This window comes from Rhodococcus sp. P4_F5 (assembly GCF_056401315.1).
On the sequence record NZ_JBFUJP010000043.1, the window covers coordinates 1 to 16,233 of the forward strand.

A 16,233-nucleotide genomic window follows, 5' to 3' on the forward strand; every position below is an offset into this window, starting at 1 on the left:
ACCGGTGACGCCTGCCGGGGTCACGGGGCAGGCGCCGTCACCGTCGGCCTCCGCGTGCGAGTCGTCGGACCCGTCGGGGTGCATCGCACCATTGTCGCTCACATACCCGTCGACGCACCTGGCGCCGCAGTGTCGGCCGTCCACAATCCTCATCGACACCTCCCACTCACGCAGGTGATTCGGAGCGGCTCGGACGGCGGATGGGCCGGCCCCTGACCGGCCGGTCCCATCGCGCGTCGCCTACTGGGCGGGCGGCATGAGCACCGAGTCGATCAGGTAGACCGTCGCGTTGGCCGTGTGCACGCCACCGCAGATCACCGCCGCATCGTTGACCTTCAGGTTGTCGCCGGACCCGGTGACCGTGACCGAGCCGCCCTCCACCGTCGGCTGCTGGCCGTCGATGTTCGCGGGGCTGATCTGCCCCGGGACCACGTGATAGGTGAGCACCTTCGTCAGCGTCGCCGAGTCGGTCTTCAGCGAGTCGATGGTGGCCGGCTCGACCTTCGCAAACGCCGCGTCGACCGGTGCGAACACCGTGAACTCCCCGCCGTTGAGCGTGTCGACCAGGTTCACGTCCGGGTTGAGCTGCCCGGAGACCGCGGAGACCAGCGTCGTCAGCAGCGGGTTGTTCGACGCCGCCACCGCGACCGGGTCCTGTGCCATCCCGGTCACCGAGCCGGCGCCGGTCGGCACCTGCGCGGCGTAGTCCTGGCAGCCCGGGCCCACCAGGTCCGCCGCCGGGTTCGTCTGGGCCCCAGAGGACATCGCCTCCGGGGTCATCGCCGACCCGCTCGTCTCGTTCTGTGCCATCGCGCTCGGGCTCGAGTCGGACGAACCCGAGTCGTTGCCCGAGCAGGCGGACAGGCCGAGAACGCCGACCGCCGCGAGACTCACCACGACACATGCCTTGTGCTGGATGTTCTTCATGGACCTTCACTCCTTCGATCGCAACCGGGACAACCGCCCGACATCTGTTCTGTCGAGGGGTATTCGGTGTGGTCGCCGGGGCGGATGGGGCGGATTCGAGAACTGTTCGAAGAGAGCCTGTCCGGGACACGGAAGTCGACACGGAACCCAGCCGGGACGCGGTCGGCTCCGAATACCGGGCATGCAAACACTCGCGCTGATCGGATTTCTCGGCGGGCTGATCACCGGCATCTCCCCGTGCATCCTCCCCGTCCTCCCGGTGATCTTCTTCTCCGGCGTGCAGAACGCCCGGCCCTCCCGCGCCGCGCCCGACGCCCCGCGCGCCGCGCCCGACGCCCCACCCGGCTCGGTCGCGACCGAGGTCCGGGCCGAGCCCACCCTCGGCGACCGGCTGCGCCCGTACCGCGTGATCGCCGGTCTGGTCCTGAGTTTCAGCGTCTTCACGCTCGCGGGTTCCCTGCTGCTCTCGCTCCTGCACCTGCCGCAGGACGCGGTGCGCTGGGTCGGCCTGGTCGTCCTGACCCTGATCGGCCTGGGCCTGATCTTCCCGTCGGTCGAGCGGCTTCTCGAGCGGCCGTTCTCCCGGATCCCGCAGCGTCAGGTCGGCGCCGGACGGAGCGGGTTCGGTCTCGGACTGGCCCTCGGGGTGCTGTACGTGCCGTGCGCCGGCCCGGTCCTCGCGGCCATCGTGGTCGCGGGCGCCACCGGCGACATCGGACTGCCCACGATCGTGCTCACCCTGTCCTTCGCGGTCGGCGCGGCCCTGCCGCTGCTGGTCTTCTCGCTCGCCGGACGCCGGATTGCCGAGCGGGTCACCGCGTTCCGTCGGCACGAGCGCGGCATCCGCATCACCGGCGGTCTCCTGATGATCGGCCTCGCCGTCGCGCTGGTCTTCAACCTGCCCGCGGTGCTGCAGCGTGCGGTGCCCGACTACACCAGCTCCCTGCAGGACAGTTTCGCCGCCAGCAGCCAGGTCCGGGGCAAGCTCGACCTGGGCGGCATCGTCAACGACCAGAACCGCGACCTGGCGAACTGCACGGACGGTGCCACCGAGCTCGAGAGCTGCGGCACGGCGCCGGACGTCACCGGGATCGACGGGTGGCTGAACACGCCGGGCGGCGCGCCGGTGGACCTGAAGTCGTTGCGCGGCAAGGTCGTCCTGATCGACTTCTGGGCGTACTCGTGCATCAACTGCCAGCGGTCCGTCCCGCACGTCGCCGACTGGTACGACGCCTACCGCACAGCCGGGCTCGAGGTGATCGGCATCCACACGCCCGAATACGCCTTCGAACGCGTCGAGTCCAACGTCGTCGACGGTGCCGCCGGACTCGGCATCACCTACCCGGTGGCACTGGACAACAGCTACTCCACCTGGACCAACTACCGCAACCGGTACTGGCCCGCGGAGTACCTGATCGACGCGTCGGGCACCGTGCGGCACATCAAGTTCGGCGAGGGCGACTACGACGTCACCGAGAAGCTGATCCGTCAGCTGCTCGAGGATGCCAACCCGGACGCGACGCTGCCCGGCGCCACCGCCGGCGCGGACATGACCCCCCAGTCCAGCACCACGCCCGAAACCTATTTGGGGGTAGGCAAAATGGTGAACTACGGCGGCGCGGGAGGCTACTCCGAGGGCAGCGCCACGTTCGACTACCCGGCCGCCCTACCCGACGACAGCTTCGCGTACCGCGGCCGATGGACCCTGGACTTCCAGGGCGCCACCGCCGAGAGCGACGACGCGAGCATCGCGCTCGACTACCACGGCCGCGACGTCTACCTGGTGGTCGGCGGTACCGGCACCGTGACCGTCACCCGGGACGGCAGGCCGAAGACGATCCCGGTCAGCGGACCACCGACGCTGTACCCGCTCGTCGACGACGACACCGTCAGCCGCGGCCGGCTCGACGTGGCCCTCACCCCGGGACTCCAGGCGTACTCGTTCACCTACGGCTGACCCACGAGCGCCGCAAGCTCCTTCGGCCCAATTTAGTTAGTGCGCGATCTATTCGTGTACGATTCACAACATGACCCTCGCCGAAGCCACGCCCCCGGACGGCGACATGCTCGCCCTGGACCGCCAGGTCTGCTTCGCGCTCGCGGTCGCGAACCGCGCGGTGCTCTCGGTGTACCGCCCCCTGCTCGAACCGATGGGCCTGACGCACCCGCAGTACCTCGTGATGCTGGCCCTCTGGGGCGAGGCTCCGATGTCGGTGAAGGCCATCGGCACGGCCCTGCAGCTCGACTCCCCGACGCTGTCCCCGCTGCTCAAGCGACTGGAGGCGTCGGGCCTGATCACCCGCACCCGCAGCGCCGACGACGAACGTCAGCTGGTCGTCGACCTCACCGACGCCGGCCGCGCACTGCGCACCCAGGCCGAGCGCATCCCCGGAGCTGTCGTCGCCCGCCTCGGCGTCGGGCTGCCCGAACTCGAGGAACTGCACCGCGTCCTCACCAACATCAACCGCGCAGCACTCCAGGCAGGAGCACTGAACTCATGAGCAAGACCCGCCCCAACCCCGTGCAGTGGATCGCGTACGCGTGCGGCGCGAAGCTGCCCGAGTCGATGAACGACTGGGTGCTCAACGACATCACCGGCGACCACTACGTGGTCCGGCACCTGGTCCGCGCGATGGTGCCGTTCGTGCCGCTGTTCGTGATCTTCATGCTGTTCCCGGGGCCGCTGTGGCTGCGCGGCTCGATGGTGCTGCTCGGCGTGCTGCTCGCGTTGTTCTACTCGGTGGTCTACATCCACCAGAACCGGGCGCGACGACTGCAGAAGAACGGCCTGCCCATGGAACTCGACAACCCGAAGCGCAAGGCCGCCCAGGCCGCCAAGGAGAACTCCTACAGCGACACCTGGCGCTGACACCCGCGGTCCGCTCCGCGAAGGGCCGGTCGCGCGAAAGCGGGGTGTCCGCGCCCAAAACTTCATAGACTGCTGCATCTGGTGATTTCGAAAGTCTCACACTGTCGAAAGGATCCACATGCGCCTACTGAAGGCCGCGGCCGCTGCCGCCGCCCTGGTCGCCGTGCCCGCCATCCTCGCGGCACCCCCCGCTCAGGCGTTGACGCCCCAGACCGTATTCGGGACGCTGACCTGCAAGAAGGGCCCGCAGAACTCGGCCCCGACGGCCGCGTGGGTGCAGAGCGAGAACGGAGAATCCGGTTGGGCGAAGATCAGCGACGCATCCGGGTCCACCTGGCTGAAGACCTACCGGTACACGGCCAATGACGCCGGCCGGTTCAGGCTCGTCGTCGGCTGCGGCGGAAACGACCCGCAGAAGAAGAGGGGCGTCGTGACCGCCTGGATGAACCCGGGCAGGCACAACGTGACCGCGACCTTCTCCTGACACCCACCGGTCGGGCCCGGCAGTCGACGGGCCGACCGGCGTCGGGCGCTCCGCACGTGGGCGGGGGGCTCAGGCGCCCGTCTCGACCGGTCGACCCGAGGCGATCCAGGCGTCGGTTCCGCCCGCGACGTTGACGGCGTTGATGCCCGCGGCACCGAGGAACGACGCCGCCTGCGCACTGCGTCCGCCCATCGCGCAGATCACGAAAACGGAGGGTGCCGAAGGGATCTCACCGCAACGAGCGGCGAACTCGCTGAGCGGGATCAGGGTCACACCCGGCACGTGGGCCTGCGCGTACTCGTCCGCCTCGCGGACGTCGATCACCGGGGCACCGTCGGCCAGCGCCTGCTCGAGCGCGGCCAGATCCACCTGCTGCATGGGTTCCTCTTCTCGTCGGTTGTTCCGATCATACCCAAGGGGGTATAGACGGCGTCCCGCTCGGTGGCACAGAGTCGGTGCCCGGTTCGCTGTTGCCCAGCCACGGTCCTAGCATCAAGACCATGAGCATCGCCTTCGTTCAGTCCACCTGGCACCGGTCCATCGTCGACCGCGCACGGGACGCCTTCGTGGCCCACTGGCGCGAGCTCGGGCACGATCCCGCCGAGATCGAGTTCTTCGAGACCCCCGGCGCCTTCGAGATCCCGCTGCACGCGCTGCGGCTCGCCCGCACCGGCCGCTTCGACGCGATCGTCGCCGCCGGCCTGGTCGTCGACGGCGGAATCTACCGGCACGAGTTCGTCGCGTCCGCCGTCATCGACGGCCTGATGCGGGTGCAGCTCGACACCGACGTGCCGGTGTTCTCGGCCGTCCTCACCCCGCACCACTTCCACGAGCACGCCGACCACGCCGACTTCTTCACCGCACACTTCGACAAGAAGGGTGCCGAGGTGGCCGACGCCTGCTCCGGCACCCTGGCCTCGCTCGCCACGATCAAGTAGTCGCCCCCCGAACGTTCCCCAATGTCACATCAGGTACCCCCAGGGCTCCCAATGTGACATTGGGGAACTCGGGCACAGGTGTMGGCGGTCGGTGACATACTCCGAATCGAGCGGCCGGAACGGTTTCCGCTCGATCCCGGAACTCTCCGGACCTCCACCCGACGCGTGAGGGAGCATTTGTGCCCGACACCAAGAAGCAGGTCCTGTACGTCGACCTGGACAACACGCTGGTCGACTTCCCGTCCGGCATCAACCGGGCCCACCCCGAACTGCGGGCCAGGCACGACGGCGACCTCGACGAAATTCCCGGCATCTTCGCCACCATGGACCCGCTGCCCGGCGCGATCGAGGCCTACACCGAGCTGGCCGAGCACTTCGACGCCTACATCCTGTCCACCGCGCCCTGGGCAAACGCCTCCGCCTGGCACGACAAGGTCCTCTGGGTGCAGCGGCACTTCGGTTTCGGCAAGGACTCCGTCGCCTACAAGCGGCTGATCCTCAGCCACCACAAGAACCTCAACCACGGCGACTTCCTCGTCGACGACCGGCCGAACAACGGCGCGTCCGAGTTCGAGGGCAATTGGATTCACTTCGGCTTCGACGAGGATGTGGGCTGCACCGCGCCCGGAGTCGGCTGCCACGGCACCCACCTCCCCGACTGGGCGGCCGTCACGAAACACCTCCTCGACCGGAACTGACTTCCGCCGCCGCGACAGCGATCAGTCGAGCGGCTACCGGGTGAGCCGAGCTCAGGCGGGCAGGCCGTCCAGGAACCCGATCATCGCAGCGTTCACCTCGGCCGGCTTCTCCATCTGCACGAAGTGCCCGGCGCCGGGGATCACGTGGGTGGACACCAGCCCGGGCACCAGCTGCCGCATGGCGGCGAACGGGTCCCGGCCCATCATCTCGAGCACCGGATCCTTCTCCCCCGCGATGAAGGTGACCGGCACCTCCACCGGACGCTCGTGCAGCGCCTCGTTCTGCGCCCACACCGCATCCTCGGCGCGGTACCAGTTGAGTCCACCGGTGAACCCGGTGCGCTCGAATTCCGCCACGTAGTAGCCGAACTCGTCTTCGTCCAGCCAGTTCCACGGCAGCGCGGGTGGCTGCGGCAGCACGTCCAGGTAGCCGTTGCCCTCCGACGGGAACTCCCAGCAGTCGAGGTACCGGTTCGCGCCGCTGAGTGCGTGGAAGAGCTTGGCCAGGAACTCCCGGGTGTTCTCGCCCAGCTCCCGGTCCGCGACACCGCGCTCCTGGAAGTAGTGCACGTGCGCAAAGTGCTGGGACGCCAGGTACCGGAATCCGACGCTCGGCTGCACGGGCAGTCGCGGGGTGCGCGGGACGCTGAGCTGCATCAGCGCTGACACCCGGCCGGGCGCCCACGCGGGCAGGTCCCACACCAGGTGGGCCCCGAAGTCGTGCCCCGCGAACACCGCCTGCTCGAGACCCAGCGCGTCGAGCAGGCCGACCATGTCCGCGACGGTGTGCGCCCGGTCGTAGGCCGCGACGTCCGACGGTGCCGAGGTGCGCCCGTAGCCGCGCATGTCCGGGGCGATCACCCTGTACCCCGCCGCCGCCAACGCGTCGAGCTGGTGACGCCAGCTGAACCACAGCCCCGGGAATCCGTGGCAGAGCACCACCGGCCTGCCCTCGCCACGCTCGGCGACGTGCATCTCGATCCCGTTCACCGGCAGGATCCGGTGCGCCACTTCGGCCTTCACGTGCCGCTCCGGACCGGGACGGCGTGCTCGACCGAGCGGGCGAGCGCGGCTCGAAAGGACAGGGGCAGCAGCACCCCGGCACCGAGGGTGCCGAGGCGTCGGTGGATCATGTCGCCGGTCAAGGGAAACCTGTTCGGAAGAGGGCGGTCGGGGTCTCGCGACGGTACCCAATCTCCCTGAGGATGCGCGGCCGAACGACGCACTTCGCCCACCCTGCGGCTAGCTCAGCAACCGGGACCTGATCTCGTTCTTGAGCACCTTGCCGACCTTGGAACGGGGCAGGTCCGACCAGACCTCCACCTGCTTAGGCGTTTTCACGCCGCCGATGCGTTCCCTGACGAAGGCGATCAGCTCCGCCGACGACACCGCGCGCCCGGCCTGCGGCTGCACCACCGCCACCACCCGCTCGCCCCACTTGTCGTCGGGAAGTCCCACCACCCCGCAGTCCTGGACGTCGGGGTGCTCCATCAGCGCCTGCTCGACCTCCACCGAGTAGACGTTGAACCCGCCGGTGATGATCATGTCCTTGGCGCGGTCGACGATGTACAGGTAGTTGTCCTCGTCCAGGTATCCGATGTCGCCGGTGTGGTGCCAGCCGTGCATCGAGGCCTCCGCGGTGGCCGCCGGGTTCTTGTAGTAGCCAGCCATCACCAGCGAACTGCGGACCACCACCTCGCCGCGCTCGCCGACCGGCAGCAGCCGGCCCGCCGCGTCCATGATCGCGACGGTCACCAACGGCGAGGGACGCCCGGCGGACGACAGCCGATTCCGGGCGATCGACCCGTCCGCGAGGAAGTGGTCCTCGGGCGGCATCGTCGAGATCATCATCGGCGCCTCGCTCTGCCCGAAGAGTTGCGCCATCACCGGCCCCAACTTGCCGATGGCCTCCTCGAGCCGAGCGGGTGAGATCGGCGCTGCGCCGTACCAGAAGCATTGCAGCGACGAAAGATCCGTCGACGACAGGTCCGGCTGTTCGAGCAGCATGTAGATCAGCGTGGGCGGCAGGAAGGTGTGCGTGACCCGGTGCCGCGCGACGAGGGCGAGGAACTCGCCGAGGTCCGGCCTCGGCATGATCACCACCTCGCCGCCGAGCGCCAGGATGGGCAGGCTGAGGACCCCGGCCGCGTGGGTCAGCGGCGCCAGGGCCAGGTACACGGGCCGGCCTTCGAACGGATACCCCATCAGCATCAGCGCGGTCATCGTCTCGATGTTCCGGGTGGTGAGCATGACGCCCTTGGGCTTCCCGGTGGTACCGCCGGTGCCGACGAGCATCACGACGTCGTCCGCGGGAACCGAGACGGGGGTGTCGAGCCCCACCGGTGGCGGGTCCGCGGGCCCCAGCCACCGTCCGAGCGACGGCACGTCCGCTCCGTCCCGGTCCAGGCACACCAGCGTGGTCAGCTTCGGCAGGTCGTCGCGGATCCGCTCGACGAGCGGCTCGAACGCGGACTGGTAGATCAGGCACTCGCAGTCGAAAAGCTCCAGCAGGTCCCGGTTCTCGGGCGCCTCGTTGCGGGGGTTGACCGGACACCACACCCCGCCGGCCCGCGCGATTCCGAACCCGCAGGTGAACGCGATGGGGTCGTTCGCCGACAGGATCGCCACCTTCGCTCCGGGCCCGACGGACCGGGTCAGGGCCGCGGCGATCCGGCCACTGAGCTCCCGCACCTCCCGATACGACATCGACTCCGCTCCCATCGTGAGACAGGGGGCAGAGTCGCCGAGGCTCGCCCCCTTGTCGAGGTAGTCGCTCAACCGCATGACCATCGGTTCGTCAACCCTGCACGGTGACAACGGGTTCCATGACGAGGCCGAAACTCCTCAACACCCCGAGGAGCTCTCGGTGACCGAAGGCCTGGCAAGCCGACGCCAGCCCGACGCGCCGCGGAGGCTGCTGCAGCAGACGATACGCGGAGTAGGCCTGCAGCAGGCCCGTCTGCTTGTAGTTGCAGTTCCCGTGGATCACGCAGTGCGCCCGGCCCAGCGGTCCGGACGCGTACACCGAGTCCAGCGAGGAGTTCACCCGCGGGTTCTCCCGCGGCGGCATGCCGGCCTGCACGGACCCGGCGATCTTGGCGAGCGCGGCCTCCTGCTGGTCCAGCGGCAGCGTCTTGATCTGTTCCTCGACCACCTTCTGGGTCTGCACGACGCCCTCCATCACGGTCCGGTCGAAGACCCCGCCGACGGCCCGGCAGTTCGCCACCCGCGGGTCGTCCTTGAACCACACCGGGTGCGAGGTTCCGCCCCAAGGCAGGGCGAGACCGGTCTGGTGCTGGCCTGGGACCACCACCTCGAAGGCACTGCCGGTCGCCCACTGCACGTACTGGTTCTGCTCGAGGTAGTACCAGTCGGCCTTGAGGATCGTGAAGATGGTCTGCATCGACGCGTAGGTGGGAAATCCCTTCCACAGCACCAGGATGTCGAGCGTGTCCAGGCCCGGGTTCTCCAGGCAGATGTTCGCCGCGATCTCCCCGGTGGTGTACATCTGCGCGACCCCGGGCGAGAGCAGCAGGCCCTTGTCCGCGTAGCCGGCGCCGAACTCCGCCTGGGCGGCCAGCACCCAGTCCTGCTCGCCGGTGGTGTCCGTGTAGTGACATCCCGCGGCCAGGGCGGCCTCCACCACCGTCGACCCGAATTTGATGAACGGGCCGACCATGTTGCTGACAACCCGTGCGCCGGTGAACAACTCGGTCAATGCCTCGACCGAGTGCTCGACCTCCACCACCTCGTGGTCGACTGTCTCGATGCCCGGCACCGCGTCGACCACGGACTGTACGCGGTCGCGGTCGCGTCCGGCGGCGACGAACGGGACCTTGAACTCGCGGAGGTACTCGCACACCAGCCTGCCGGTGTAGCCGGAGACACCGTAGACCACAACAGGTTTGGTACTCATGTCGGTGCTGCCTTCCTGCCCTCGGGGCGAGGGCCGACGCGCTACATGCCCATGCCACCGTCCACCGGGAGCCCGACGCCCGTCACGAATCGGGCCGCGTCCGACGCCAGGAACACCACCGCGTCGGCCATGTCCGCCACCTCGCCGAGCCGTCCGAGCGGGGTCAGTCCGATCACGTCCCCGACCGCGGCTTCCGCGGACGGCCACAGCCCGAGCCTCGCCATGTCCGCGGCGAGCCCCAGCCCCATCTCGGTGGCGACCAGCCCGGGAAAGACGCAGTTCACCCGCACGCCGTAGCCGAGCTTGCCGGACTCCTGCGCCGCGACCCGGGTCAACCGGTCGACCGCCGACTTGGTCGCCGAGTACGCGGCGATACCGGGGAACGGGATGGTCGCCGCCACCGACGACACGTTGACGATGACGCCGCCGGCCCCGGCCGCGCCGCCGGGACGCATGGCGCGCAGGCCGTGCTTCATGCCAAGCGCGACGCCGACGATGTTCACCTCGCACATGCGCCGGATGTCGTCGGGGTCCAGGTCGACCACCAGCGAGGAGATCTCGACGCCGGCGTTGTTGACCAGGACGTCCAGGCCGCCCAGCTCCGCCACGGTCGCGGCCACCGCCGCCTGCCAGGAGTCCTCTCGGGTCACGTCGAGCGCGACGAAACCGGTACGCGCCCCGGAGCGGCCGATGGCGTCCGCGGTCTCCCGTCCGGCCTCGGCGAGGACGTCGCCGATCATCACCGCAGCGCCTGCCCGCGCGAGCGCCTCCGCCATCCCGGCGCCCAACCCCCGGGCACCGCCGGTGACCAGGGCCGTACGGCCGTTCAGATCAAAGACACTCATGCGACTGCCTCCACCGATGTGGTGTGGATCATACCGCGGGACGCAGGGCGCTCGCCCGGCTCAGCCGAGCCGCGGCTCCAGCCAGGAGGCCACGTCGTCGAGCACCTTCTGCTGCTCGGGCTCGTTGAACACCTCGTGGAACAGCCCCGCGTACTCGTGGTAGGTCAGGTCCTGCGACCCCGCCGTCGCGGCGATCATCCGGCTCCCGTTCACGTTCACCAGCCCGTCCTCGCCGCCGTGCAGCAGCAGCAACGGAATCCGGAGACCCGGCAGCCGTGCGGGCAGCGACTCGGCGTTGACCACCAGGCCGCGCGCGATGCCGGCCGGAACCTTGCCGTGGTGCACCAGCGGGTCGGCGTTGTAGCGGGCCACCACGTCGGCGTCCCGGGAGACCAGGTTCGGGTCGAGCGCCTGCACCGGCAACGACGGGGCGATCCGCCCGACGATCTTGCCCAGCGCGACCACCACCGCGGGCGTCCCGCTGGTCACGTCCACCGCCGGACCGGACAGGATGAGGCCGGTCAGCTGGTCCTGGTGCTCGAGCGCGTAGGACAGCGCGATCGCGCCGCCCATGCTGTGGCCGAGCAGGTAGCGGTCCAGGCCCGGACGTTCCTCGGCGACGATTCCGAACAGCCGCTCCAGATCGTCGGTGAAGTCCGACCAGGCCTTGAGCTCCACCCGCTTGCCGCCGGAGCGCCCGTGCCCGCGATGGTCGAGTGCGTACACGACCAGGCCCAGGTCGTCGACGAGCCGCGCGATGACGTGGTCGTAGCGGCGGGCATGCTCGCCGAAGCCGTGTGCAAGCACCAGCGCCGCACGCGGCGGACCCTCCGGGGTCCACACGTCGTAGACGATCCGGGTGCCGTAGTTGCCAGTGAAGGAGGACTCTGTGTGCGCCACGGCCCGAGCATAGGCCGAAGAACCGGCCGCACAGGTCGACAACGCCGGGCCGCGTCGCGTCGCTGTCGTGGCAGACTCGTGAAGACGTCGCGATTCCCGCCTGAGGAGGCGCCATGTCCGAACCGACTGCCCCCGCCTGGCCCGCGCTGCGGGTCGCGGACTGGACCGAGACCCGCGAGACGCTGCACATGTGGATGCAGATCGTCGGCAAGATCCGGCTGTCGCTGGCGCCGCTCGTCAATCACTGGTGGCAGGTCACGCTGTACGTGACCCCGCGCGGCCTGACCACCTCGACCATCCCCTACGGGACCCGGGTCTTCGACATCGAGTTCGACTTCCGGGGGCACCGGCTGCGCATCGTCACCAGCGACGGCGGCGCGGAGGAGGTCGCGCTCGAGCCGCAGTCGGTGGCCGAGTTCCACGCCAAGGTCGGGCGCGCCCTCGACCGCCTCGGGATCGAGGTGACCACCCAGGCCACCCCGAACGAGGTCGACCCCGCGATCCCCTTCGCCGAGGACCGCACCCACTGCGCCTACGACGCGACGGCCGCAAATCTGTTCTGGCGGCAACTCGTGCAGGCCGACCGCGTCCTGCACGAGTTCAGGTCCCACTTCATCGGCAAGGTCTCTCCCGTCCACTTCTTCTGGGGCGCCATGGATCTCGCGTGCACCCGGTTCTCAGGCCGGACCGCGCCCACCCACCCGGGCGGCGCGCCCAACTGCGGCGACTGGGTCATGGTCGAGGGCTACTCACACGAGTTGAGCAGCTGCGGGTTCTGGCCGGGTGGCGGCGAGGAGGGCGCGTTCTACGCGTACGCCTATCCCGAGCCGAAGGGGTTCGACGCCTTCCCGATCGGAGCGCCGGACGCCTTCTACAGCAACGAGTTCCGGCAGTTCCTGCTCCCCTACGAGGCGGTCCGCACCGCGAGCGATCCCGACGCCGTGCTGCTCGACTTTCTGCAGGGCACCTACCGGGCGGSCGCCGAGCTCGGCGGCTGGGACCGCTCCGCACTCGAGTGCGACCCCGACCGATGGGCCGCGCGACGCCAGGGCGTGTCCTAGTCGTCGATGTCGTAGACCACCGAGACCGACACCGTCAGCTCCTGGCTGCCCGGCTCGACCGGCGTCGACGGCACCCGGTCGAAGGCCGCCCCGGCCTGCGGGTACGGGCCCGGTGTGCCCGCGGGCACCTCGGTGATCGACCGGACGTCGCCGAGACGCACCCCGGCCGCCTCGGCGATCTGCCCGGCCTGGTCCTCGGCCTGCTGCACCGCCCGGGCGCGGGCCTGCGCGCGCAGCTCGCTGTCGTCGGCGATCGAGAAGGAGGTCTGCTGCACCCGGATCGCGTCGCCCGAGGCGCCTGCCGCCGCGTCGATCAGCCCGCCCGCCTTGCTCACGTCACGCACGGTCGCCGTCACCTGGTTGGTCACCTGGTACCCGGTGATCGCCGAGCCGCCGGGCGCGAAGACCGGCTGCACGGACAGGTTGGAGGTCTGGATGTCCTTCGCCTCCACGCCCTTGCCCTTCAGCGTGTCGATCAGGTCGGTGGCGCGCTGGGCGTTCTCGGCGAGGGCGACATTGGCCTCGGCGCCCTGGGTCTGGACACCGAGGACCACGGTGACGGTGTCGGGGGTGCCGGTCACCTTCCCGGTGCCCTGGGTGCTGATCCCGGGCGGCGCGGAGTCGCCGGACCCGCCGTCGCTGCCGCTGGTACACCCGGCGGCCAGCAGTGCCACGGCGGCGGCGGTCAGGGCAAGGGCGGCGGTCGATCGTCGTGTCGTCGGCACAACCCCACTATGACCCATCGACGTCCGCTCGTGCGCCCGAAATTGCCGGAACGCCCGTTCCCCGCCGCACCGTCCACGCGAGCGCCGCGGCGAGCAGCAGCGTGGTCGCCGCGAACACGATCGCGAGGTTCTCCGCGGTGAACACCGCCGCACCGGGCTCGGCTCCGGACTGCACCACCGCCACCGGGGAGCTGAGCACGGACGAGATCTGTTGCTGCTGAGCGGCATTACGCACCGGGATGGCGTCGACACCCTTGGTCAGCTGGTCGCCGAGCTGCGCGGACACGCTCTTGAGCTGGCCGACACCGGCCAGGATCTGGTCCTTGGTGCTGCCCAGCATCTCGGGAGCCTGCGCGGCGATCGGCCCGATGCCGTCCTGCAACTGGAGACCGGCGCTGGTGAGCTGCGCGGACACCGCCACCAACTGGCCGAAGCCGCTGCGCACCGCGTCGCCGAGGTCGGTGTCCGGCCCGACCCCCTCGCCGAGCAGCGCGGTGACGGAGTTCAACTGGGCGGACAGCGCCCCGAGGTCGGCGGAGGTCTGTTCCAGCGCGCCGACGGCCCTGCCCACCTCGACGCCCGACGCCCGCAGGACGGCCTCGGCACCGGGGGCGCGCAGCACAGCGACCGCCTCGCCGAGGCCGTCCTGCAGCCGTGCCGTCCCGCGGGTGACGTCGCCGATGCTCAGCCCGAGCGCGGTCAGCCGGTCGGACAGCTCCCCGGCGGGGCCACTCGCCCCGTCGACCATCCCGGCGACCTGGCCCGCCACGTCCACCAACTGGTTCGCCCCGTCGTTCGCGGTCGCCAGGTACGGCAGCACCGAGTCCACCCCGGCCAGCAGCTCCTGCGCCTGCTTGTCCGCCGCACCAGTTGCGGCGGTGAGCAGTTGGGCCGGCAGCAGGGTCTGCTGCAGCTGCCCGCGCGCCGACGCGACACCGGCGAGCAGGTCCTTGATGCCGCGGGCGCCGGTCTGCTCCGAGACGGTGGTCATCAGGGCGGTGATGGCCGCGTCGTCGGCCGCGGTACCGGGCCGGTTGCGGTGCACGGCGAGCTCGGCCTGCCGGGGATCGGTGCCACCCTGGCTGGTCACGGCCTCGGAGAAGTCCGCCGGGACGGTCACCGACGCCAGGTACTTCCGGTCCCCGGCAGTGTCGGCGTCCACCACCTCCCAGTCGAAGTCGTCGGCCTCCTGCAGCGCCGCGACCACCTGGTCGCCGGCCCGCACCGGCTTGCCGGCGGCGCTGGCCCCGGCGTCCTCGTTCACGATGGCGACCAGCCGCGACGGGGTGTCCGACCGGGTCCAGAAGTAGGCGCCCACACCGCCGCCCAGCAGGGCCGCGGTCAGCAGGAGGGCGGTCCACCGCCGTCTGTTTCGGGGCGGATTCGCATGTGTGGCAACCATAGCTGCGACGCTACGGGCGGATTGTGGCGTGTCCCTTGCGTGTGTCTGAGGATTCTCTGAGGTCCTCGATCCGGCGTGCACCCGCCACCCGTCTTCCGCGAGGCCACCGTGCGGTACGGGGCGATCGGTCAGGCGCCGGCCGGGTGCGGAGAGTCGTCCGCCGACGGTGCCCCGACCACGGGCAGCGACGGCAGGCGGGTCGCCCGGGCGCGGAACCGGCGACGCAGCCACCAGCTGGCGGCGACCACGGCCGCGACCGCCAGCAGCACGGTGGTACCGCCGCCGAGCGCGTGTTCGACCCTCTCGTACGAGTTCCCCGCGAAGTAGCCGAGGAGCACGTTCCCGGTGCCGAACACCACGGCCGCGACCGAGTTGAAGGCCAGGAAGCGCCGGTACGGCATCTCGCTGAGCCCGGCGAGCGGGGGCATCACCGTCCGCACGTACGCCACGAAGCGACCCAGGAACACCGCCGGGCCGCCGTGCCGCGTGAGCAACGCCTGCGCACCGTCGAGGCGGGCGCCGAGGAACGGGACCCGCAACACCCGCGGACCCAGCCGCCGGCCGAGTCCGAATCCGACGGTGTCGCCGAGGATCGCGGCGACGATCACCAGGGCGATCATCAGCCACAGGTTCGCGTCGGTCTGGCTGGCGATCACGCCGCCCATGATCGCGGCGGTCTCGCCGGGGACGAGGAACCCCAGCAGCAGCGCATCCTCGGTGAAGACGAACGCGGCTACGACGGCATACCCGACGATCACGTCGAGGGTCTGTAGTCGCTCCAGCAGTTCGCCCATGGTGCGCTCCGCGTCAGTCCGCGTCCGCGAGGGGTGGGCCCGGCCTGGCGAATCCCGCGCCGGCCAGGTCGAATCCGTCGCGCAGCAACTGCTCGAACCGGACCACCCCCTCGCCTGGCTGCCACGCCCGATACGCGGTGTGCACGACGGCGAAGGCCGAGTTCAGCACCAACGCGAGGTGGAAGGCGTCGAGGTCGGTGCCCGCGGTCCGGCACCCGGCCCACTCCCGGACGAAGGTCCGGAACGGCTCGCTGGCCGACCACACCGACTCGAGTGTGGGCGGGGATGCCACGATGATGTTCTTGCGCAGCAACAGTTTCGGCTCGTCGCGGCCGACACAGCCGACGATGATCTCCCGCAACGAGTCCCACAGGGGCTCGTCGGCGGGCCTCGCGGCCGCCCGGCACCGCCAGTACGCCTGATCCTCGGGGTCGGGGTCGAGCAGCAACGACTCCTTGGAGTCGAAGTAGTTGAACAGGGTGCTCTTCGAGACGTTCGCGGCGGCCGCGATCTCCTCGACGCACACCGCGTCGTACCCGCGGGCGCAGACGAGTTCGACCGCCGCGGCGCGCAGTGCGCGCCACGTCTCGAGCTTCTTCGCCGCGCGGAGCCCGGCTGGCTGGGTCACGATTCCAGCGTAGGCCCAATGTTGGACTCGGTACAAGTTTGGGCCG

The 16,233-nt window shown here is 70.1% G+C and carries 19 protein-coding genes; 7 read left to right on the plus strand and 12 right to left on the minus strand.

Features of this window, described 5'->3' with window-relative positions; genetic code table 11:
- Window positions 1-240 precede the first annotated feature (240 nt).
- Window positions 241-927: a fasciclin domain-containing protein gene (locus tag AC1DU4_RS17075; protein WP_477841750.1), complete on the minus strand. Its 687-nt coding sequence runs from the start codon at window positions 925-927 to the stop codon at window positions 241-243.
- 181 nt (window positions 928-1,108) lie between these two features.
- Here AC1DU4_RS17075 and AC1DU4_RS17080 point away from each other — a divergent pair, with 181 nt between their 5' ends.
- The 4 genes from AC1DU4_RS17080 to AC1DU4_RS17095 all read left to right on the plus strand — a co-directional run bounded on the left by AC1DU4_RS17080 (window position 1,109) and on the right by AC1DU4_RS17095 (window position 4,280).
- A complete protein-coding gene (locus tag AC1DU4_RS17080; protein WP_477841752.1) occupies window positions 1,109-2,884 on the plus strand; it encodes a cytochrome c biogenesis protein DipZ in 1,776 nt (591 codons plus the stop codon).
- 70 nt (window positions 2,885-2,954) lie between these two features.
- Entirely contained in the window at window positions 2,955-3,428 is a 474-nt protein-coding gene (locus tag AC1DU4_RS17085) for a MarR family winged helix-turn-helix transcriptional regulator (protein WP_477841754.1), read from the plus strand.
- The gene (locus AC1DU4_RS17090; RefSeq protein ID WP_477841756.1) at window positions 3,425-3,796 is read left to right on the plus strand and encodes a DUF5313 family protein; all 372 of its coding nucleotides are present in this window, start codon (window positions 3,425-3,427) and stop codon (window positions 3,794-3,796) included. Before AC1DU4_RS17085 ends, AC1DU4_RS17090 begins: the two co-directional genes overlap by 4 nt.
- A 118-nt stretch (window positions 3,797-3,914) precedes the next feature.
- Window positions 3,915-4,280 (plus strand): hypothetical protein, encoded by a 366-nt coding sequence (locus tag AC1DU4_RS17095; RefSeq protein ID WP_477841758.1) that lies wholly within the window; start codon window positions 3,915-3,917, stop codon window positions 4,278-4,280.
- A gap of 69 nt (window positions 4,281-4,349) precedes the next feature.
- On the opposite strand, the gene AC1DU4_RS17100 is transcribed toward AC1DU4_RS17095, so the two are convergent.
- The gene (locus AC1DU4_RS17100) at window positions 4,350-4,658 is read right to left on the minus strand and encodes a rhodanese-like domain-containing protein (RefSeq protein ID WP_477841760.1); all 309 of its coding nucleotides are present in this window, start codon (window positions 4,656-4,658) and stop codon (window positions 4,350-4,352) included.
- A 122-nt stretch (window positions 4,659-4,780) separates the two neighbouring features.
- Between AC1DU4_RS17100 and AC1DU4_RS17105 the strand changes: the two genes are divergently transcribed.
- Both AC1DU4_RS17105 and AC1DU4_RS17110 read left to right on the plus strand, forming a co-directional pair.
- On the plus strand, window positions 4,781-5,218 hold the full coding sequence (locus AC1DU4_RS17105) for a 6,7-dimethyl-8-ribityllumazine synthase (protein WP_072843379.1): 438 nt from the start codon (window positions 4,781-4,783) through the stop codon (window positions 5,216-5,218).
- Between the two features lie 179 nt (window positions 5,219-5,397).
- Window positions 5,398-5,916 carry a 5' nucleotidase, NT5C type gene (locus AC1DU4_RS17110; RefSeq protein WP_477841763.1) on the plus strand — a complete coding sequence of 173 codons (519 nt, stop codon included), beginning with the start codon at window positions 5,398-5,400 and terminating at the stop codon, window positions 5,914-5,916.
- 51 nt (window positions 5,917-5,967) lie between these two features.
- Here AC1DU4_RS17110 and AC1DU4_RS17115 read toward each other — a convergent pair whose 3' ends face one another.
- From AC1DU4_RS17115 to AC1DU4_RS17140, 6 genes are all read right to left on the minus strand, one after another.
- Window positions 5,968-6,891, minus strand: coding sequence for an alpha/beta fold hydrolase (locus AC1DU4_RS17115; protein WP_477841828.1), 924 nt, complete (start codon window positions 6,889-6,891; stop codon window positions 5,968-5,970).
- A gap of 44 nt (window positions 6,892-6,935) precedes the next feature.
- Window positions 6,936-7,061, minus strand: a complete 126-nt coding sequence (locus AC1DU4_RS17120) for a hypothetical protein (RefSeq protein WP_477841765.1) — start codon at window positions 7,059-7,061, stop codon at window positions 6,936-6,938.
- 97 nt (window positions 7,062-7,158) lie between these two features.
- The gene (locus tag AC1DU4_RS17125; RefSeq protein WP_477841830.1) at window positions 7,159-8,700 is read right to left on the minus strand and encodes an acyl-CoA synthetase; all 1,542 of its coding nucleotides are present in this window, start codon (window positions 8,698-8,700) and stop codon (window positions 7,159-7,161) included.
- 13 nt (window positions 8,701-8,713) lie between these two features.
- Window positions 8,714-9,832: a DUF5938 domain-containing protein gene (locus AC1DU4_RS17130; protein ID WP_477841767.1), complete on the minus strand. Its 1,119-nt coding sequence runs from the start codon at window positions 9,830-9,832 to the stop codon at window positions 8,714-8,716.
- 41 nt (window positions 9,833-9,873) lie between these two features.
- On the minus strand, window positions 9,874-10,677 hold the full coding sequence (locus AC1DU4_RS17135) for an SDR family NAD(P)-dependent oxidoreductase (protein WP_477841769.1): 804 nt from the start codon (window positions 10,675-10,677) through the stop codon (window positions 9,874-9,876).
- Between the two features lie 60 nt (window positions 10,678-10,737).
- Complete coding sequence (locus tag AC1DU4_RS17140) at window positions 10,738-11,577, minus strand: lysophospholipase (RefSeq protein WP_477841771.1); 840 nt, start codon at window positions 11,575-11,577, stop codon at window positions 10,738-10,740.
- Window positions 11,578-11,690: 113 nt separating this feature from the next.
- Here AC1DU4_RS17140 and AC1DU4_RS17145 point away from each other — a divergent pair, with 113 nt between their 5' ends.
- Window positions 11,691-12,638 carry a DUF5996 family protein gene (locus tag AC1DU4_RS17145; protein WP_477841773.1) on the plus strand — a complete coding sequence of 316 codons (948 nt, stop codon included), beginning with the start codon at window positions 11,691-11,693 and terminating at the stop codon, window positions 12,636-12,638.
- On the opposite strand, the gene AC1DU4_RS17150 is transcribed toward AC1DU4_RS17145, so the two are convergent.
- The 4 genes from AC1DU4_RS17150 to AC1DU4_RS17165 all read right to left on the minus strand — a co-directional run bounded on the left by AC1DU4_RS17150 (window position 12,635) and on the right by AC1DU4_RS17165 (window position 16,187).
- Window positions 12,635-13,363: an SIMPL domain-containing protein gene (locus AC1DU4_RS17150; RefSeq protein WP_477841775.1), complete on the minus strand. Its 729-nt coding sequence runs from the start codon at window positions 13,361-13,363 to the stop codon at window positions 12,635-12,637. The two genes, AC1DU4_RS17145 and AC1DU4_RS17150, sit on opposite strands and share 4 nt — an antisense overlap.
- Before the next feature lie 7 nt (window positions 13,364-13,370).
- Window positions 13,371-14,765 (minus strand): YhgE/Pip domain-containing protein, encoded by a 1,395-nt coding sequence (locus tag AC1DU4_RS17155; protein ID WP_477841777.1) that lies wholly within the window; start codon window positions 14,763-14,765, stop codon window positions 13,371-13,373.
- A 128-nt stretch (window positions 14,766-14,893) separates the two neighbouring features.
- Window positions 14,894-15,559: a DedA family protein gene (locus AC1DU4_RS17160; RefSeq protein WP_477841779.1), complete on the minus strand. Its 666-nt coding sequence runs from the start codon at window positions 15,557-15,559 to the stop codon at window positions 14,894-14,896.
- Window positions 15,560-15,572: 13 nt separating this feature from the next.
- Complete coding sequence (locus AC1DU4_RS17165; RefSeq protein WP_477841780.1) at window positions 15,573-16,187, minus strand: TetR/AcrR family transcriptional regulator; 615 nt, start codon at window positions 16,185-16,187, stop codon at window positions 15,573-15,575.
- Window positions 16,188-16,233: the final 46 nt, after the last annotated feature.